The 15039-nt window shown below is 67.4% G+C and carries 22 protein-coding genes; all 22 read left to right on the top strand.

Annotated elements, in window-relative coordinates:
- Nucleotide 1 precedes the first annotated feature (1 nt).
- The 22 genes from rplE to rpsM all read left to right on the top strand — a co-directional run bounded on the left by rplE (nucleotide 2) and on the right by rpsM (nucleotide 15034).
- Nucleotides 2-562: a 50S ribosomal protein L5 gene (rplE, locus tag ACWZJV_RS09670; protein ID WP_008361018.1), complete on the top strand. Its 561-nt coding sequence runs from the start codon at nucleotides 2-4 to the stop codon at nucleotides 560-562.
- Nucleotide 563: 1 nt separating this feature from the next.
- Entirely contained in the window at nucleotides 564-749 is a 186-nt protein-coding gene (locus ACWZJV_RS09665) for a type Z 30S ribosomal protein S14 (protein ID WP_008361020.1), read from the top strand.
- 86 nt (nucleotides 750-835) lie between these two features.
- A complete protein-coding gene (gene rpsH, locus ACWZJV_RS09660; RefSeq protein WP_040755997.1) occupies nucleotides 836-1243 on the top strand; it encodes a 30S ribosomal protein S8 in 408 nt (135 codons plus the stop codon).
- A gap of 23 nt (nucleotides 1244-1266) precedes the next feature.
- Nucleotides 1267-1806, top strand: a complete 540-nt coding sequence (gene rplF, locus ACWZJV_RS09655) for a 50S ribosomal protein L6 (RefSeq protein WP_008361023.1) — start codon at nucleotides 1267-1269, stop codon at nucleotides 1804-1806.
- Nucleotides 1806-2189 carry a 50S ribosomal protein L18 gene (rplR, locus tag ACWZJV_RS09650; protein WP_008361025.1) on the top strand — a complete coding sequence of 128 codons (384 nt, stop codon included), beginning with the start codon at nucleotides 1806-1808 and terminating at the stop codon, nucleotides 2187-2189. The genes rplF and rplR overlap by 1 nt, the downstream gene beginning before the upstream one ends.
- Nucleotides 2190-2223: 34 nt before the next feature.
- The gene (rpsE, locus tag ACWZJV_RS09645; protein ID WP_008361027.1) at nucleotides 2224-2838 is read left to right on the top strand and encodes a 30S ribosomal protein S5; all 615 of its coding nucleotides are present in this window, start codon (nucleotides 2224-2226) and stop codon (nucleotides 2836-2838) included.
- Entirely contained in the window at nucleotides 2838-3020 is a 183-nt protein-coding gene (rpmD, locus tag ACWZJV_RS09640) for a 50S ribosomal protein L30 (RefSeq protein ID WP_008361029.1), read from the top strand. Before rpsE ends, rpmD begins: the two co-directional genes overlap by 1 nt.
- Nucleotide 3021: 1 nt before the next feature.
- Nucleotides 3022-3462, top strand: coding sequence for a 50S ribosomal protein L15 (gene rplO / locus ACWZJV_RS09635; RefSeq protein WP_457181284.1), 441 nt, complete (start codon nucleotides 3022-3024; stop codon nucleotides 3460-3462).
- A 183-nt stretch (nucleotides 3463-3645) separates the two neighbouring features.
- Entirely contained in the window at nucleotides 3646-4956 is a 1311-nt protein-coding gene (gene secY / locus ACWZJV_RS09630) for a preprotein translocase subunit SecY (protein ID WP_008361031.1), read from the top strand.
- Nucleotides 4953-5528, top strand: a complete 576-nt coding sequence (locus tag ACWZJV_RS09625; protein ID WP_008361032.1) for an adenylate kinase — start codon at nucleotides 4953-4955, stop codon at nucleotides 5526-5528. The genes secY and ACWZJV_RS09625 overlap by 4 nt, the downstream gene beginning before the upstream one ends.
- 45 nt (nucleotides 5529-5573) lie before the next feature.
- On the top strand, nucleotides 5574-6389 hold the full coding sequence (gene map, locus ACWZJV_RS09620; RefSeq protein ID WP_457181283.1) for a type I methionyl aminopeptidase: 816 nt from the start codon (nucleotides 5574-5576) through the stop codon (nucleotides 6387-6389).
- A 23-nt stretch (nucleotides 6390-6412) separates the two neighbouring features.
- The gene (locus ACWZJV_RS09615; RefSeq protein ID WP_457181282.1) at nucleotides 6413-7024 is read left to right on the top strand and encodes a 4'-phosphopantetheinyl transferase family protein; all 612 of its coding nucleotides are present in this window, start codon (nucleotides 6413-6415) and stop codon (nucleotides 7022-7024) included.
- 270 nt (nucleotides 7025-7294) lie between these two features.
- The gene (locus tag ACWZJV_RS09610) at nucleotides 7295-8380 is read left to right on the top strand and encodes an enterochelin esterase domain-containing protein (protein ID WP_457181281.1); all 1086 of its coding nucleotides are present in this window, start codon (nucleotides 7295-7297) and stop codon (nucleotides 8378-8380) included.
- Nucleotides 8381-8490: 110 nt separating this feature from the next.
- The gene (locus tag ACWZJV_RS09605; RefSeq protein WP_008361036.1) at nucleotides 8491-9528 is read left to right on the top strand and encodes an LLM class flavin-dependent oxidoreductase; all 1038 of its coding nucleotides are present in this window, start codon (nucleotides 8491-8493) and stop codon (nucleotides 9526-9528) included.
- Between the two features lie 308 nt (nucleotides 9529-9836).
- The gene (locus ACWZJV_RS09600) at nucleotides 9837-11162 is read left to right on the top strand and encodes an ATP-binding protein (protein ID WP_457181280.1); all 1326 of its coding nucleotides are present in this window, start codon (nucleotides 9837-9839) and stop codon (nucleotides 11160-11162) included.
- 29 nt (nucleotides 11163-11191) lie between these two features.
- The gene (locus tag ACWZJV_RS09595) at nucleotides 11192-11641 is read left to right on the top strand and encodes a roadblock/LC7 domain-containing protein (RefSeq protein WP_008361038.1); all 450 of its coding nucleotides are present in this window, start codon (nucleotides 11192-11194) and stop codon (nucleotides 11639-11641) included.
- Nucleotides 11638-11982 carry a DUF742 domain-containing protein gene (locus ACWZJV_RS09590; RefSeq protein WP_008361041.1) on the top strand — a complete coding sequence of 115 codons (345 nt, stop codon included), beginning with the start codon at nucleotides 11638-11640 and terminating at the stop codon, nucleotides 11980-11982. The genes ACWZJV_RS09595 and ACWZJV_RS09590 overlap by 4 nt, the downstream gene beginning before the upstream one ends.
- Complete coding sequence (locus tag ACWZJV_RS09585) at nucleotides 11960-12550, top strand: GTP-binding protein (protein ID WP_008361042.1); 591 nt, start codon at nucleotides 11960-11962, stop codon at nucleotides 12548-12550. The genes ACWZJV_RS09590 and ACWZJV_RS09585 overlap by 23 nt, the downstream gene beginning before the upstream one ends.
- Before the next feature lie 33 nt (nucleotides 12551-12583).
- Entirely contained in the window at nucleotides 12584-13837 is a 1254-nt protein-coding gene (locus ACWZJV_RS09580; protein ID WP_457181279.1) for a styrene monooxygenase/indole monooxygenase family protein, read from the top strand.
- A gap of 312 nt (nucleotides 13838-14149) precedes the next feature.
- Nucleotides 14150-14371, top strand: a complete 222-nt coding sequence (gene infA / locus ACWZJV_RS09575; protein ID WP_011757309.1) for a translation initiation factor IF-1 — start codon at nucleotides 14150-14152, stop codon at nucleotides 14369-14371.
- Nucleotides 14372-14397: 26 nt separating this feature from the next.
- Complete coding sequence (rpmJ, locus tag ACWZJV_RS09570) at nucleotides 14398-14511, top strand: 50S ribosomal protein L36 (RefSeq protein ID WP_008361054.1); 114 nt, start codon at nucleotides 14398-14400, stop codon at nucleotides 14509-14511.
- 145 nt (nucleotides 14512-14656) lie between these two features.
- Nucleotides 14657-15034 (top strand): 30S ribosomal protein S13, encoded by a 378-nt coding sequence (gene rpsM / locus ACWZJV_RS09565; protein WP_008361056.1) that lies wholly within the window; start codon nucleotides 14657-14659, stop codon nucleotides 15032-15034.
- Nucleotides 15035-15039 lie beyond the last annotated feature (5 nt).

The following is a 15039-nucleotide window of genomic DNA, read 5'->3' as shown; positions in this document are numbered from 1 at the left end:
CATGACCGACACCGCTGTGGCCCCGCGCCTCAAGACGAAGTACCGCGAGGAGATCGCCCCCGCACTCCAGCAGGAGTTCGGCATCTCCAACGTCATGCAGATCCCCGGTCTGACCAAGATCGTCGTCAACATGGGTGTCGGCGAGGCTGCTCGCGACTCCAAGCTGATCGAGGGCGCTGTCAACGACCTGACCGCGATCACCGGCCAGAAGCCGCTGATCAACAAGGCGAAGAAGTCGATCGCGCAGTTCAAGCTGCGTGAGGGCATGCCGATCGGTGCGCACGTCACGCTGCGCGGCGACCGCATGTGGGAGTTCCTCGACCGCCTGCTCTCGCTCGCGCTGCCCCGCATCAGGGACTTCCGCGGCCTCAACGGCAAGCAGTTCGACGGCAACGGCAACTACACCTTCGGTCTCACCGAGCAGGTCATGTTCCACGAGATCAACCAGGACAAGATCGACCGCTCGCGGGGCATGGACATCACCCTCGTGACGACTGCCACCAACGACGACCAGGGTCGCGCGCTGCTCAAGGCGCTCGGCTTCCCGTTCAAGGAGAACTGAGATGGCGAAGACCGCTCTCAAGGTGAAGGCCGCGCGCAAGCCGAAGTACGCGGTTCGCGCCTACACCCGCTGCCAGCGCTGCGGCCGCCCGAAGGCTGTGTTCCGCAAGTTCGGCCTGTGCCGTATCTGCCTGCGTGAGATGGCCCACCGGGGCGAGCTGCCCGGCGTCACCAAGTCCTCCTGGTGAGCGATCACCGTTCCAACCACTGACGTTGAAGGTCCTCATGACTCCGTGTCGTGAGGAAACCACTACGAGAAAGGGCCGTTCGGCCAATGACGATGACTGACCCGATCGCAGACATGCTCACTCGTCTGCGTAACGCCAACCAGGCGTACCACGATGCGGTTTCGATGCCGTACAGCAAGCTGAAGCAGGGCGTCGCTGAGATCCTCCAGCAGGAGGGTTACATCACCAAGTACGAGGTGCTGGAGCCCACCGAGGGCCAGGTCGGCAAGACCCTGTCGATCACCCTCAAGTACGGCCGCAACCGTGAGCGCTCGATCGCCGGCGTCCGCCGCATCAGCAAGCCCGGTCTGCGTGTCTACGCGAAGCACACCGGTCTCCCCAAGGTGCTCGGCGGCCTCGGTGTCGCGATCATCTCGACGAGCCAGGGTCTGCTGACCGACCGCCAGGCGAACAAGAAGGGCGTAGGTGGGGAAGTCCTCGCCTACGTCTGGTAATCAGGGAAGGGAGAGAGAAGAACATGTCGCGTATTGGCAAGCTCCCCGTCCCGGTTCCGGCCGGCGTGGACGTCACCATCGACGGCCAGGTCGTGAACGTCAAGGGCCCCAAGGGCACCCTGTCGCACACCGTGGTCGACCCGATCACCGTCGAGAAGGGTGACGGCGTCCTCGACGTCAAGCGCCCCGACGACAGCCGGGACAGCAAGGCCCTTCACGGCCTGTCCCGCACGCTGATCAACAACATGGTCCTGGGTGTCACCGAGGGCTACGAGAAGAAGCTCGAGATCGTCGGCGTGGGTTACCGCGTCCTGTCGAAGGGCCCGACCAAGCTGGAGTTCCAGCTGGGCTACTCGCACTCGATCATCTTCGACGCGCCGGAGGGCATCACCTTCACCACCGACGGCCCGACCAAGCTCGGCGTCGTGGGCATCGACAAGCAGCTCGTCGGTGAGGTTGCGGCCAACATCCGCAAGCTGCGCAAGCCGGAGCCGTACAAGGGCAAGGGCGTTCGTTACGCCGGCGAGAACATCCGCCGCAAGGTCGGAAAGGCTGGTAAGTGATGGCCATCTCGCTGTCGAACAACAAGCACACCGCTTCTCGTGTCCGCTCGCGCCTGCGTCGTCAGGCTCGTGGTCGCAAGAAGATCGAGGGTACGCCGGAGCGTCCGCGCCTCGTCGTGACCCGGTCGGCCAAGCACATCACCGCCCAGGTCGTCGACGACCTGGCCGGCAAGACGCTTGCCTCGGCCTCGACCATCGAGGGCGACCTGCGGTCGGCCTCGGGCGACAAGACCGCCAAGGCCAAGCAGGTCGGCGAGCTGGTCGCGTCGCGTGCCAAGGCCGCTGGGGTGGAGACCGTGGTCTTCGACCGTGCCGGCAACAAGTACCACGGCCGTGTCGCCGCGCTCGCCGATGGCGCGCGCGAGGCCGGTCTGACCTTCTGATCGCAACGATCGAACGAGAGAAGAGGAAAGTCTGATGAGCGGAGCCCAGCGCGGACAGCGTGGTGGCGAGCGCCGAGGTCGCGACGACCGTCGCAACCAGAGCGCCGACAAGACCGCCTACATCGAGAAGGTCGTCGCGATCAACCGAGTTGCCAAGGTCGTGAAGGGTGGTCGTCGCTTCAGCTTCACCGCCCTCGTGATCGTCGGTGACGGTGAGGGTCTGGTCGGCGTCGGCTACGGTAAGGCGAAGGAAGTTCCCGCGGCGATCGCCAAGGGTGTCGAGGAAGCGAAGAAGCACTTCTTCCGCGTTCCCCGCATCCAGGGCACGATCCCGCACCCGGTGCAGGGTGAGAAGGCCGCTGGTGTGGTCCTTCTCCGTCCGGCCGCCCCTGGTACCGGTGTCATCGCCGGTGGCCCGGTGCGCGCCGTCCTGGAGTGCGCCGGCATCCACGACGTGCTGAGCAAGTCGCTCGGTTCGTCCAACCAGATCAACATCGTCCACGCGACGGTGGAGGCCCTCAAGATGCTCGAGCAGCCTGAGGCCGTCGCCGCCCGCCGTGGTCTCCCGGTCGAGGACGTTGCCCCGGAGGCGCTGCTGAAGGCGCAGGCCGAGGTCGCGGAGTCGCCCAAGGTGGAGGTGTCGGCCTGATGGCGCAGCTGAAGGTCCAGCAGAAGAAGGGCCTCGTTGGTCTCAAGCAGAACCAGCGGGACACCCTGCGTACGCTCGGTCTCAAGCGGATCGGCGACGTGGTCGTCAAGGAGGACCGCCCGGAGATCCGCGGCATGGTCCAGACCGTCCGTCACCTGGTGACGGTCGAGGAGGTCGACTGATATGGCACTCAAGGTGCACAACCTGGCGCCGGCTCCCGGTGCCAAGAAGGCCAAGACCCGCGTGGGTCGTGGTGAGGCGTCCAAGGGTAAGACGGCCGGCCGTGGTACCAAGGGCACGAAGGCCCGTTACCAGGTCCCCGCCTACTTCGAGGGTGGCCAGACCCCGATGCACATGCGGCTCCCCAAGCTGAAGGGCTTCAAGAACCCCTTCAAGGTGGAGTTCCAGGTCGTCAACCTCGACAAGCTCAACGAGCTGTTCCCCGCGGGTGGCGTCGTCACCCCCGAGACCCTGATCGAGAAGGGTGCCGTCCGCAAGGGCCACCCGGTCAAGGTCCTGGGCCAGGGTGACCTGACCGTCAAGGTCGAGATCAGCGCCAACGCCTTCTCCGGCTCTGCCAAGGAGAAGATCGAGGCTGCTGGCGGAACTGTCACGGTTCTCTGACAGTTCTACTAACGTAGAGCCTGTCACGTGGGAGCGCGGCCGGGTCGCCCCTTCGGGGTCCCGCCCGCGCTCCCGCTGTTTCAGCCCTACGTGCAAGAACTTCCGTGGGGGCTGTTAGGCTGCCACGGGTTTTCGCATCGGCGCAGGCCCTGCGACCCCTGATTGTCGAAAGAGGAACCATTCGTGCTTGGCGCGTTCGCATCAGCGTTCCGTACTCCGGACCTGCGCAAGAAGCTGCTCTTCGTTCTCCTGATCGTCGTGATCTTCCGAGCGGGGTCTCAGATCCCTGCTCCTGGCGTTCACGTCGCGAACGTCCAGCAGTGTCTTGACGCCGCCCAGACCGGTGACAGCGCCGGCCTCTACAACCTGGTCAATCTCTTCTCCGGCGGCGCTCTGCTGCAGCTGACCATCTTCGCGCTCGGCATCATGCCGTACATCACCGCGAGCATCATTCTGCAGCTGCTCGTCGTGGTGATCCCTCGCCTGGAGCGCCTCAAGAAGGAGGGCCAGTCCGGGCAGACGAAGATCACCCAGTACACCCGTTACCTGACCCTCGGCCTCGCGGTCCTGCAGGCGACCGGCATCGTCGCGCTGGCGCGCTCCGGCGACCTGCTCCAGGGCTGCACCCAGCCGTTGCTGCACGACGACGGCACCGCCACCTTCCTGGTCATGGTCGTCACCATGACCGCCGGCACCGCGGTCATCATGTGGCTCGGTGAGCTCATCACCGAGCGCGGTATCGGCAACGGTATGTCGATCCTGATCTTCACCCAGGTCGTCGCGACCTTCCCGGCCACCATGTGGGCGGTCAAGAACGACAAGGGTTGGTGGACCTTCGCCATCGTGATCGTCATCGGTCTGGCGATCATGGCCGCGGTCATCTTCATCGAGCAGGCCCAGCGCCGGATCCCGGTCCAGTACGCCCGCCGGATGGTCGGTCGCAAGATGTTCGGCGGCTCGTCGACCTACATCCCGCTCAAGGTGAACCAGGCCGGTGTCATCCCGGTCATCTTCGCCTCGTCGCTGCTCTACCTGCCGGCGATGGCGGCGCAGTTCAACCAGAACGCGCAGAACCCGCCGGCGTGGGTCGACTGGATCAACACCTACTTCGTCCGTGGTGACCACCCGGTCTACATGGCGACGTACTTCGCGCTGATCATCTTCTTCACCTACTTCTACGTGTCGATCACCTTCAACCCACCGGAGGTCGCCGACAACATGAAGAAATACGGTGGCTTCATTCCAGGAATTCGGGCCGGGAAGCCGACCGAGGACTACCTGTCCTACGTTTTGTCCCGTATCACACTGCCGGGCTCGCTCTACCTCGGTCTGGTTGCGCTCATCCCGCTGATCGCGCTGGCGCTCATCAACGCGAACCAGAACTTCCCGTTCGGTGGCACCTCGATCCTCATCATGGTCGGCGTCGCCCTCGACACGGTGAAGCAGATCGAGAGCCAGCTCCAGCAGCGCAACTATGAAGGGTTCCTCCGATGAGACTGATCATCATGGGCCCGCCGGGAGCCGGTAAGGGCACCCAGGCGAAGTTCATTGCCGAGCACTTCGGGATCCCGGCGATCTCGACCGGCGACATCTTCCGTGCCAACGTCTCCCAGGGCACGCCCCTGGGCATCGAGGCCGCGTCCTACATGGACAAGGGAGAGTACGTACCGGACTCGGTGACGAACCTGATGGTCCGTAACCGCATCGACGAGCCCGACGCCGCCAAGGGATTCCTCCTCGACGGCTACCCGCGCACCCTCGCGCAGGTCGAGGAGCTCGACGGGATGATCAAGTTCACCGGCCACGCGCTCGACGCGGTGGTCGTGCTGACCGTCGACAAGGACGAGATCGTGCAGCGGCTGCTGCAGCGTGCCGAGCTCGAGGGTCGCGCCGACGACACCGAGGACGTCATCCGCCGTCGCCAGGAGGTCTACCTCGAGGAGACCGCGCCGCTGATCGAGGTCTACAAGGGTCGCGGCCTGGTCCATGAGATCGACGGCATGGGTGAGGTCGACGACGTCACGAAGCGGATCTTCGACGAGCTCGACATCATCCCGGAATCCTGAGCCGGGAATCCTGAGAAGGACAACTTTGTACGCAACGGGGGAGCAGTGGGCTTCTTGAGCAAGGTCCAGATCAAGACCCCTGAGCAGATCGAGAAGATGCGTAAGGCCGGCCTCGTGGTCGGCGAGACGCTCGAGGTGCTCCGGGCCGCAGCGCGGCCCGGAGTCACCCTTCTCGAGCTCGACGCCATCGCCGAGGACTCGATCCGGTCCCGGGGTGGCGTCCCGTCGTTCAAGGGCTACCACGGCTTCCCGGGCTCGATCTGCGCCTCGGTCGACGAGGTCGTCGTCCACGGCATCCCCGGTTCCCGCGTGCTCGAGGACGGCGACATCATCTCGATCGACTGCGGTGCGATCGTCGACGGCTGGCACGGCGACGCGGCGATCACGGTGGCCATGGGCTCGGTGCCCGACGAGGTCTCCGAGCTGATGCGCGTCACCGAGGAGTCGATGTGGCGCGGCATCGCCGCGGCCCGCCTCGGCGGACGGGTCACCGACATCTCACACGCCATCGAGACCTACGTCGACTCCCAGGGCGACTACGGCATCCTCGAGGAGTTCAGCGGCCACGGCATCGGCACCGAGATGCACATGGAGCCGTCGGTGTTCAACTACGGCAAGCCGGGCAAGGGCCCCAAGCTGCAGCGCGGGATCGCGCTGGCGGTCGAGCCGATGCTCACCCTCGGTGGTCCCGAGGTGACGACCCTGGAGGACGACTGGACCGTCGTGACCGACGACGGCTCCTGGGCGGCCCACTTCGAGCACACCTTCGCCCTCACCTCCGACGGCGCCTGGGTGCTCACCGCGCTCGACGGCGGCGAGGAGATGCTCGGCAAGCTCGGCGTGCCGTGGGGCGGTCACTGAGCCGCCCAGGTTCCGGAACCGGGATGAGCGAGATCGTTCGCTTCGCGACGGTGGCCGAGGTCGATGCCGACCTCGGGCTGCTGACCGCCGCCGAGCGGGCTCGCCACGAGCGGCTGGTGGCCGAGGCGGACAAGCAGGCGTACGCCGCCGCCCACGTCCTGGTCCGCGAGTGCGCCGCGGAGCTGCTGGGCACGACGCGTGCGGAGGTCGTGATCGAGCAGCGCTGTGAACGGTGCGGCAGCGTCGAGCACGGTGCGCCGTCGGTGGCCGACGCCGAAGCGGTCGGGGTGAGCCTCAGTCATGCCCGCGGCCGGGTCGCCGCGGTGGCCGCGACGCGGCGGTGCGGCATCGACGTCGAGAGGGTCTCGCGCGGCCCCGACCGAGCGCTCTCGCCGCGCGAGACGGCCTGGGTGGCGGGGCAGGAGGACGCTGCGTACGCGTTCACGCGGTTGTGGGTACGCAAGGAGGCGCTGGTGAAGGCCGGCCACGGCAGCATGGCCGCTGCCCAGCGCCTCGACGTGCTCGCCGAGGACGGTCCCGCCGACCGGATCGGGGACGTCCGGATCACCCAGTGGGAGGGCGCCGGATTCCTCGGCGCCGTCGCGATCTGTGCCGACATGTGGACCGAAAACTGATAGGAAACTGAACGAATCCCGCCTATCCACAGCTTTGACTAGCGGATATGCGACATCACCTATCAGTTGACAGAGAAAGGGACCTCAGGATCTCGCGTCTCGCCCCGACTGTGAGTAACTTGGTCAGCCCGCGGGGACAGGGAGAGCCCCGTACTCGGGAGGAAGAACCGGATGAGTACGCAGTTGCGACCCCCAACGGCGGCGCGACCCAATCCATCAGCACGGACGCGGAGCGCGATCATCGACCGCCTCAGTCCTGAGGACATCGAGATGTTCTGGGACCAGATCGCCACCTCGCTTCCGCTCGTCGAGGAGACCGGCGCGGGCGCCGCGGACGACGAGGTGATCGTCACGTTCTGCTGGCGTGACGACGAGGCCGAGGAGGTGCTCCTCTTCGCCAACCGGCTCACCGACGAGCGTCACCTCGCCGAGACGATGCTCGAGCGGAAGGCCGGCACCGACCTGTGGCACGCCTCGTTCCTGATGAAGGGCGACTGGCGGGCCTCCTACTCCTTCCTCTGCAAGCACCCCGGCGAGCTGGCTCCCTGGGATAGCGAGGGGCAGGTCGAGCTGCGTGCCGTCCTGCACCGTGGCTACCTCGACCCGCTCAACCCCGACTGGTGCCACAACCGGCAGGGCATCAAGCAGTCGGTCGTCTCGCTGCCCGACGCCCCGCTGCAGCCGTGGCTGTTCCGCCGTGACGACGTCGTTCCCGGCACCGTCACGCTGGAGGCGGGCCCCGACGGCCGCGACGTCTGGCTCTACGACCCCGCCGGCGCCGGGCTCAACGTCGACCTGCCGCTCGTGGTCGCGCTCGACGGTGAGATCTGGACCGACCACCACTCGCTGCCGACCACGCTCGACAACCTGATCGCCGACGGCCACCTCCGCCACGTACGCTGCGTCCTGCCCGCCTCCGGCGGCCGCGACAAGCGGTGGGAGGAGCTCGCCGGCGGCGAGGGTGCCGACTACATCGTCAACCAGCTGCTGCCGTGGGTGCGTGAGCGTCGTGCGGTCTCCGAGGAGACCTACGTCGTGGGCCAGAGCCTCGGCGGCGTCACCGCCCTGCGGGCCGGTCTGACCTATCCCGAGCACATCCACGGTGTCGCCAGCCAGTCGGCCTCGCTGTGGCTCGACGACCTGGCCGACGCGGTCACGCCCGAGGCCAAGACCCGTGTGCACCTGGCGCACGGCACCCAGGAGTGGGTCCTCGACGAGCTCCACCACGACCTCGTCGACCGCCTCCGCACGGCCGGGATCGACGTCGTCTCCGCCGAGCACAACGGCGGCCACGACTACGCCTGGTGGCGCTCGGCCGTCGCCGACGGCCTGCGCGCCCTGCTGCCGCCAGCCTGAACCGAGGCGTCAGGTACGTCGGTCGAGCCGTCACGGTGGTGCCGACTCGACCGACGAAACTGACGTCTCGACCGGAATAAGTGACGTCTCGGCGGGGGTTGAGGCTTTACGTGAAGCTGAGCGTTCTCGACCTCGTCCCTGTCCGCAAGGACCAGTCCTCCGCTGATGCCCTGGCTGCGACGCTGTCGCTGGCGAAGGTGGCCGACGAGCTGGGCTTCGAGCGCTACTGGCTCGCCGAGCACCACAACATGCCGGCGGTCGGGTCGACCAACCCGCCGGTGCTGATCTCGCTGGTGGCCGGTGCGACCGAACGCATCCGGGTGGGGTCCGGGGGAGTGATGCTGCCCAACCACGCACCGCTGGTGGTGGCCGAGCAGTTCGCGCTGCTGGAGGCAGCCTTCCCCGGGCGCATCGACCTCGGCATCGGCCGCGCGCCGGGGACCGACCCGGTGACGTCGTGGGCGCTGCGCCACGGCGCCGGGGGAGTGACCGACGACGCGGTCAACCGGTTCCCGGAGTACCTCGACAACATCGTCTCGATGATGGCGCCCGAGGGCGTCGGGCTGATGGCGGGCGGCCGCCAGCATGTGCTGCACGCGACCCCGTCGGCCGCGTCGGTCGCCGAGCTCTGGCTGCTCGGCTCCTCCGACTACTCCGCTCGCCTGGCGGCCCAGAAGGGCCTGCCCTACGTCTTCGCCCACCACTTCGCGGGCAACGGCACCGACACCAAGGCGATGATCGAGCTCTACCGCTCGACCTTCCAGCCCTCCGAGCTGCTCAGCGAGCCGAAGACGTTCCTGACGGTCAACGCGAGCGTCGCCGAGACCGCCGAGGAGGCCGACCGCCGGGCGCTGCCGCAGCTGCTGACGATGCTGAAGCTGCGTACGGGTCAGCCGCTGACCGCACAGCCCAGCATCGACGAGGCCGAGAAGACCGAGATCCCCGAGGCCCACCAGGGGCTCGTGGAGACGATGCGCGGACGCTGGGTCATCGGCTCCGCCGCGTACGCGAAGGCGCGGCTCGCGGGGATGGCCGAGGAGTACGGCGTGGACGAGGTCATGGTGAACCCGGTCGGATCCGCGTACGAGGGGACGGACCCGCGCACGGCGCCGGCCCGCGAGGAGACCCTGCGCCTGCTGGCGAGCTGATTTCGGGGAGTGCGTAGGATCGGCTCACCTTGTCGTGAGGTCGCGGCGCGCCTGAGCCGGTCGGGACGAGGGACCTAGGACACTGTCTGGTTCCGGGCGCGTATCGCTACGCTCGCGCACCGGTTGTGCCAATCTGTTCACCGCTCTGTTTCCTTCTCCACATTTGAAAGTGCCGCCTCATGACACGCTGGAGCCTGCGCTTGTCGAAGCGCCGGGGGCCCCAGGCTGCGACGCTCGCTGAGCAGTCAGATCCGGGTCTTGCTCGCTCATTCCCACCGACCGGGGGTCAGGGTGTGCCCTTTCCGCCGGTGCCACCCACACCTGTGACGCCACCGATCTCCTCCACGCCTCCACCACCACAGGAGGACGAGGACGAGGCCTGGCCAGAGATCATGGAACAGTTCGGCATCCAGCTCATCAGCCTCGCTGAGCAGATGCGCATCTCGCTCGACGGGCTCGAGGCCGACGAGGACGACCCTGAGCGGCTGAAGAAGCTCTACGAGGTCGACCACGCCGTCACCCGCATGCGCCGGGCGAGCCGCGACCTGCGTACGCTCGCGGGCCGTGCCGAGGACGAGATGGGCGGCATCGACACCTCGCTGCTCGACATCATCCGGATGGCGCTGTCGGGCATCGAGCGCTACAACCAGGTGACGATCGGCCGGGTCAGCGACCTGGCCGTCATCGGCTATGCCGCCGACGACGTCTCCTGCCTGATCGCGGCGCTGCTGGACAACGCGACCAAGTACTCCCCGGGAACGGTGACGATCAACGTCCACCTCGCCGACGCCGGCGACGTGCTGTTCCGCATCGAGGACACCGGGATCGGCATCCCGGAGCGGTCGGTCGGACGCCTCAACGCGCTGCTGGCGGGCCCGATCGTGGAGCTGGTCAGCAAGTCCGGCAGCCACACCGGCTTCCCGGTGGTGCACCGGATCGCGCGCAAGTACGACATCGACGTACGCCTCGCCACCCGCCCCGCTCCGGGCAACGGGATGATCGCGATGGTGAAGGTGCCGGCCCAGCTGCTGTGCGAGGTCCCGGTCGCACCGATCGAGCGGGCCGAGGCGCCGACGACGTCGAGCGCGAGCAGCGTCGCGGTCCTGCCTCCGGCCCCGCGCCGGCGCGGACCCCAGGCCGTGCCGCGGCCGGCAGCCCAGCCCGCGGCCCAGCCGCCTGCCCGGCCGGCGGCTCGGCAGGCGGCGCAGCCGGCTCGTCTGGAGACGCGACCGTCCTCCCTCGAGCCCGTTCGGAGGCCGATGCATCAGTCCTCGCCGGAGACCGGATCGATCCCCGTGCAGCAATCGACCCGACAGCCGGCGGCCCAGTTCGCGCCGCCACCCAGCGAGCAGCCGACGCCGGATCTGTCCACCGACACCATGAAGACGCCGATCTCGTTCCCGGCTGAGACGGCTGGGACGGATGAGACGAACGAGACCTCCGCGCCGGAGGAGCAGAGCGGCCCAGTAGAGTCAGGTGCGCTCCCGCGCCGGGAGCCGGTCAGCCTGCGCACCAAGCAGGCTGAGCCGGATGCAGCCGTTGGACAGCAGACCGCTGAGACGTCACCCGAGGACCAGTCGGCGGCCCGGCACTCCTTCGCCGACGACCTCGACGCGTTCTCCCTTGGTAGCTAAGCCCCAGTAGTGAAAGGAACCCTTTCGTAATGGAAAGCCCGGTCGCCCCCCGCGACCCCAAGGAATTCAGCTGGCTGATCGACAACTTCGCCAGCTCCACCCCCGGTGTGACCCATGCGCTGATCGTCTCCTCCGACGGCCTCCCGCTGATCGGTGCCGGCGGCATGTCCGCCAACGTCGCCGACCCGCTCGCCGCGATGACCGCCGGAGTGATCAGTCTCGGCAACAACATCGCCCGCGAGGTGGGCGAGCCTGGCTGTGACCAGGTGATGCTGAAGTTCCACACCGGACACTTCCTCTTCATGGGCATCGGTGACCTGGCCGGCTTCGCCGTCCTCGTCGGCGCCGGTGCGAACCTGGGCGTCGTCGCCCACAAGATGGCCCAGATGGTCGACGCCGTCGGCCACGTACTCACCCCGCAGATGCGCGACGAGCTGCGTCAGATGACGGTCAGCTCGATGGCAGGGGAGAGGGCGTGAGCGGAAACCCCTGGGTACGTCCGTACGTGCTCACCGGCGGCCGCACCCAGACCAAGCACCAGCTCTACGTCCACACGCTGATCTCCGCGGCGCACTTCGACGCGCGCGCTGCCGCCAAGCTGACCCCGGAGTCGCGCCGGCTCTACGACCGCGTACGTCTCGGGCCGCAGTCGGTCGCGGAGCTCTCCGCCCACTGTGGGATCTCCCTGGGCGTGACTCGTGTGCTGCTCGAGGACCTCGCCTCGACGGAGCACCTGCAGATCAATGACGGGGCCTACGACTCCCCGTTCGACCACCGTCTGTTGAAGAGAGTTATCGATGGCCTTTCCGAGCTCGGCTGACCGCCCGGCGCTGACCGTCACCTCTGCCAAGATCGTGGTCGCGGGTGGTTTCGGCGTCGGGAAGTCGACCATGGTCGCCTCGGTCTCCGAGATCCCGCCGGTCAACACCGAGGCGTGGATGACGCAGGCCGGTGAGTCGGTGGACCCGCTCTCCGACGCGAGCGCGAAGACGACCACCACGGTCGCGATGGACTTCGGCCGGGTCACCCTCGCCCCCGACCTGCTGCTCTACCTGTTCGGCACCCCGGGGCAGCCCCGGTTCTGGCCGATGTGGGACGACCTGTGCCGCGGTGCCAGCGGCGCCGTCGTGCTCGTCGACACCCGCCAGCTCGACGCGTCCTTCCCGGCGGTCAACTACTTCGAGAACGACTCCGACGTCCCGTTCATCGTCGCGGTGAACCTGTTCGACGGGAAGCTGACGCACTCCCTGGAGAAGGTGCGCGACGCGCTCTGCCTCGACGAGCGGACGCCGCTGGTGACCGTGGACGCCCGCGACCGCAGGTCGACGGCGAAGACCCTGGTCACCTGCCTGACGCACACGATGAAAACCACCCCCACACGCGCCTGAGCCCGGAGGCGTCCCAACTCCGAAGGAGTTTCATTGCGCAAGATCCTGATCGTCGGCGCCGGACAGGCGGGCATGCAGCTCGCCCTCAGCCTCCAGGTCGAGGGCTATGAGGTGACGGTCATGTCGGCGCGTACGCCCGACGAGCTGCGCGACGGCTGGCCGATGTCGACCCAGGTCATGTTCGAGCCCGCCCTCGCCTACGAGCGCGCCTACGGCCTGAACCTGTGGGAGGACGAGGCGCCGCACATCCCCGCGGTCGGCATCTCGGTCAGTCCCGAGCCCGGCGTCCGGGCGCTGAAGTTCGACGGCCCGTGGGAGCCGTACGCCATGTCCGTCGACCAGCGCCTGAAGATGTCGACCTGGCTGGAGCTGTTCGAGGACCGCGGCGGCCGGATCATCTACCACCCCGTGATGACCTCCGACCTGGCCGGTCTGGCGTCGATGTACGACCTGACGCTCATCGCGGCGGGCAAGGGCGAGATCGTCGACCTGTTCGACCGCGACCCGGTGAGGTCGAAGTACGACAAGCCCGGCCGTGCGCTGTCGGCCATCTACCTCCACGGCATGGTCGAGCCCGACGACTTCCCGGCCGGGAGCATGCGGATCAACGTCGCGCCCGGGGTCGGCGAGCTGTTCGTGATCAGCGCCCTGACCCAGTTCGGACCGAGCCGGGTGGCGTTCGTCGAGGCGATCCCCGACGGTCCCCTGGACTGCTTCTGGGACCGTCCGCGCCCCGACGAGCACCTGCGCCGGCTGCAGCACGTGATGCTCGAGCACATGCCGTGGGAGGGCGAGCTGATGCGCGACTGCGAGCCGACCGACGCCCGCGCCTCGCTCTCGGGCGCGTTCACCGGCATGGTCCGCAAGCCGTACGCCGAGGTCGCCGACGGCACCTACGTCTTCGGTATGGGCGACGTCGTCGTGGTCAACGACCCGATCGCCGGGCAGGGCTCCAACAACGCCGCCCACTGCGCGGGCATCTACACGCAGGCGATCCTCGAGCGCGGCGACCAGCCGTTCGACCCGGAATGGATGCAGGCGACCTTCGAGACCTTCTGGGAGAACCGGGCCCAGCACTCGACCGGTCTGACCGACGCGCTGCTCAACCCGCTGCCCGATCACGTCCAGCAGGTGCTCGGCGCGGCCACCCGGTATCAGCCTGTCGCCGACCGGTTCACCCGGCTGTTCCCGCACCCGGAGGACCTCGGGCCGTTCCTGGGCGACCCGGAGGCTGCGCTCGCGTACGTCGCGGAGATCGCCGAGGCCGACGCGGCCGCCAGGGCCTGAGCGAGCGTCAGCGAGCGACCCAGAGGTTCAAGCCGCCACGTCCGTATTCTTCGCATTGCTCTACGGATGTGGCGGCTTGACGATTAGGGCATTGCTGTTCTAGGGGTCTAGGCTTGGTAGTCGGTCCAACGTGGGTCTGTCTCGTCGTGCCTCGCGGCTGCCCGGTCAGCGCGCTTCTGTGCGCTCGCGGGTGAGACATGCAGATGGCTTCACGAGGTCCACTCCGAGTCTCGGAGAGGTTCCCGGACCGCCCGCGGGTCATCCGATCCGTGGTTTGAACGGTAGATGACCGACCAACAGATTGCAGAGGGCATGCCGAAGAAAGAAGGCGTGATCGAGATCGAGGGCACCGTAGTGGAGGCTCTCCCCAACGCCATGTTCCGTGTGGAGCTGAGCAACGGACACAAGGTTCTCGCCCACATCAGCGGCAAGATGCGACAGCACTACATCCGGATCCTTCCTGAGGACCGCGTGGTGGTCGAGCTGTCCCCCTACGACCTGACGCGCGGTCGGATCGTCTACCGGTACAAGTAAGCCGGTCTAGACAAGAAAGGGCTGACATGAAGGTCAACCCGAGCGTGAAGAAGATCTGTGACAAGTGCAAGGTGATCCGTCGCCACGGCCGCGTCATGGTGATCTGCGAGAACCCGCGCCACAAGCAGCGCCAGGGCTGAGTCCCAGCTCGCAGCACAACTGAATACTTCATCGAGTCGCTAGGACGCAGGTCCGAAGTCACCTCCGGAGCAGAGGCCGGAGCCCGAGGGTGCCACCCCGGGACGCGACCCGACCGACACCTCTGACGCAACCAGAAGGAACACAATGGCACGCCTCCAAGGTGTTGACCTTCCGCGCGACAAGCGCGTGGAGATCGCTCTCACCTACATCTACGGCATCGGCCGTACCACCTCGCAGAAGCTCCTCGAGGCCACCGGCGTCAACCCGAACACCCGGGTGCACGCTCTGGCCGAGGACGAGCTGGTCAAGCTCCGCGACGAGATCGAGGCCCAGGGCATCCAGACCGAGGGTGACCTCCGTCGTGAGGTCCAGGCTGACATCCGTCGCAAGATCGAGATCGGCAGCTACCAGGGTCGCCGTCACCGCCAGGGCCTCCCGGTCCGCGGTCAGCGCACCAAGACCAACGCGCGCACCCGCAAGGGCCCGAAGCGCACCGTCGCCGGCAAGAAGAAGGCCAAGTGATCCTG

The organism is Nocardioides sp. WG-D5, from assembly GCF_054031175.1.
The sequence above is the reverse complement of the archived record's forward strand: the minus strand, read 5'-3'. Positions and strand labels throughout refer to the sequence as shown.

Coding starts and splice junctions, on each gene's coding strand:
- rplE (WP_008361018.1), top strand. CDS start 2: ATGACCGACACCGCTGTGGCCCCGCGCCTCAAGACGAAGTACCGCGAG.
- ACWZJV_RS09665 (WP_008361020.1), top strand. CDS start 564: ATGGCGAAGACCGCTCTCAAGGTGAAGGCCGCGCGCAAGCCGAAGTAC.
- rpsH (WP_040755997.1), top strand. CDS start 836: ATGACGATGACTGACCCGATCGCAGACATGCTCACTCGTCTGCGTAAC.
- rplF (WP_008361023.1), top strand. CDS start 1,267: ATGTCGCGTATTGGCAAGCTCCCCGTCCCGGTTCCGGCCGGCGTGGAC.
- rplR (WP_008361025.1), top strand. CDS start 1,806: ATGGCCATCTCGCTGTCGAACAACAAGCACACCGCTTCTCGTGTCCGC.
- rpsE (WP_008361027.1), top strand. CDS start 2,224: ATGAGCGGAGCCCAGCGCGGACAGCGTGGTGGCGAGCGCCGAGGTCGC.
- rpmD (WP_008361029.1), top strand. CDS start 2,838: ATGGCGCAGCTGAAGGTCCAGCAGAAGAAGGGCCTCGTTGGTCTCAAG.
- rplO (WP_457181284.1), top strand. CDS start 3,022: ATGGCACTCAAGGTGCACAACCTGGCGCCGGCTCCCGGTGCCAAGAAG.
- ACWZJV_RS09625 (WP_008361032.1), top strand. CDS start 4,953: ATGAGACTGATCATCATGGGCCCGCCGGGAGCCGGTAAGGGCACCCAG.
- ACWZJV_RS09615 (WP_457181282.1), top strand. CDS start 6,413: ATGAGCGAGATCGTTCGCTTCGCGACGGTGGCCGAGGTCGATGCCGAC.
- ACWZJV_RS09610 (WP_457181281.1), top strand. CDS start 7,295: ATGTTCTGGGACCAGATCGCCACCTCGCTTCCGCTCGTCGAGGAGACC.
- ACWZJV_RS09595 (WP_008361038.1), top strand. CDS start 11,192: ATGGAAAGCCCGGTCGCCCCCCGCGACCCCAAGGAATTCAGCTGGCTG.
- ACWZJV_RS09585 (WP_008361042.1), top strand. CDS start 11,960: ATGGCCTTTCCGAGCTCGGCTGACCGCCCGGCGCTGACCGTCACCTCT.
- infA (WP_011757309.1), top strand. CDS start 14,150: ATGCCGAAGAAAGAAGGCGTGATCGAGATCGAGGGCACCGTAGTGGAG.
- rpmJ (WP_008361054.1), top strand. CDS start 14,398: ATGAAGGTCAACCCGAGCGTGAAGAAGATCTGTGACAAGTGCAAGGTG.
- rpsM (WP_008361056.1), top strand. CDS start 14,657: ATGGCACGCCTCCAAGGTGTTGACCTTCCGCGCGACAAGCGCGTGGAG.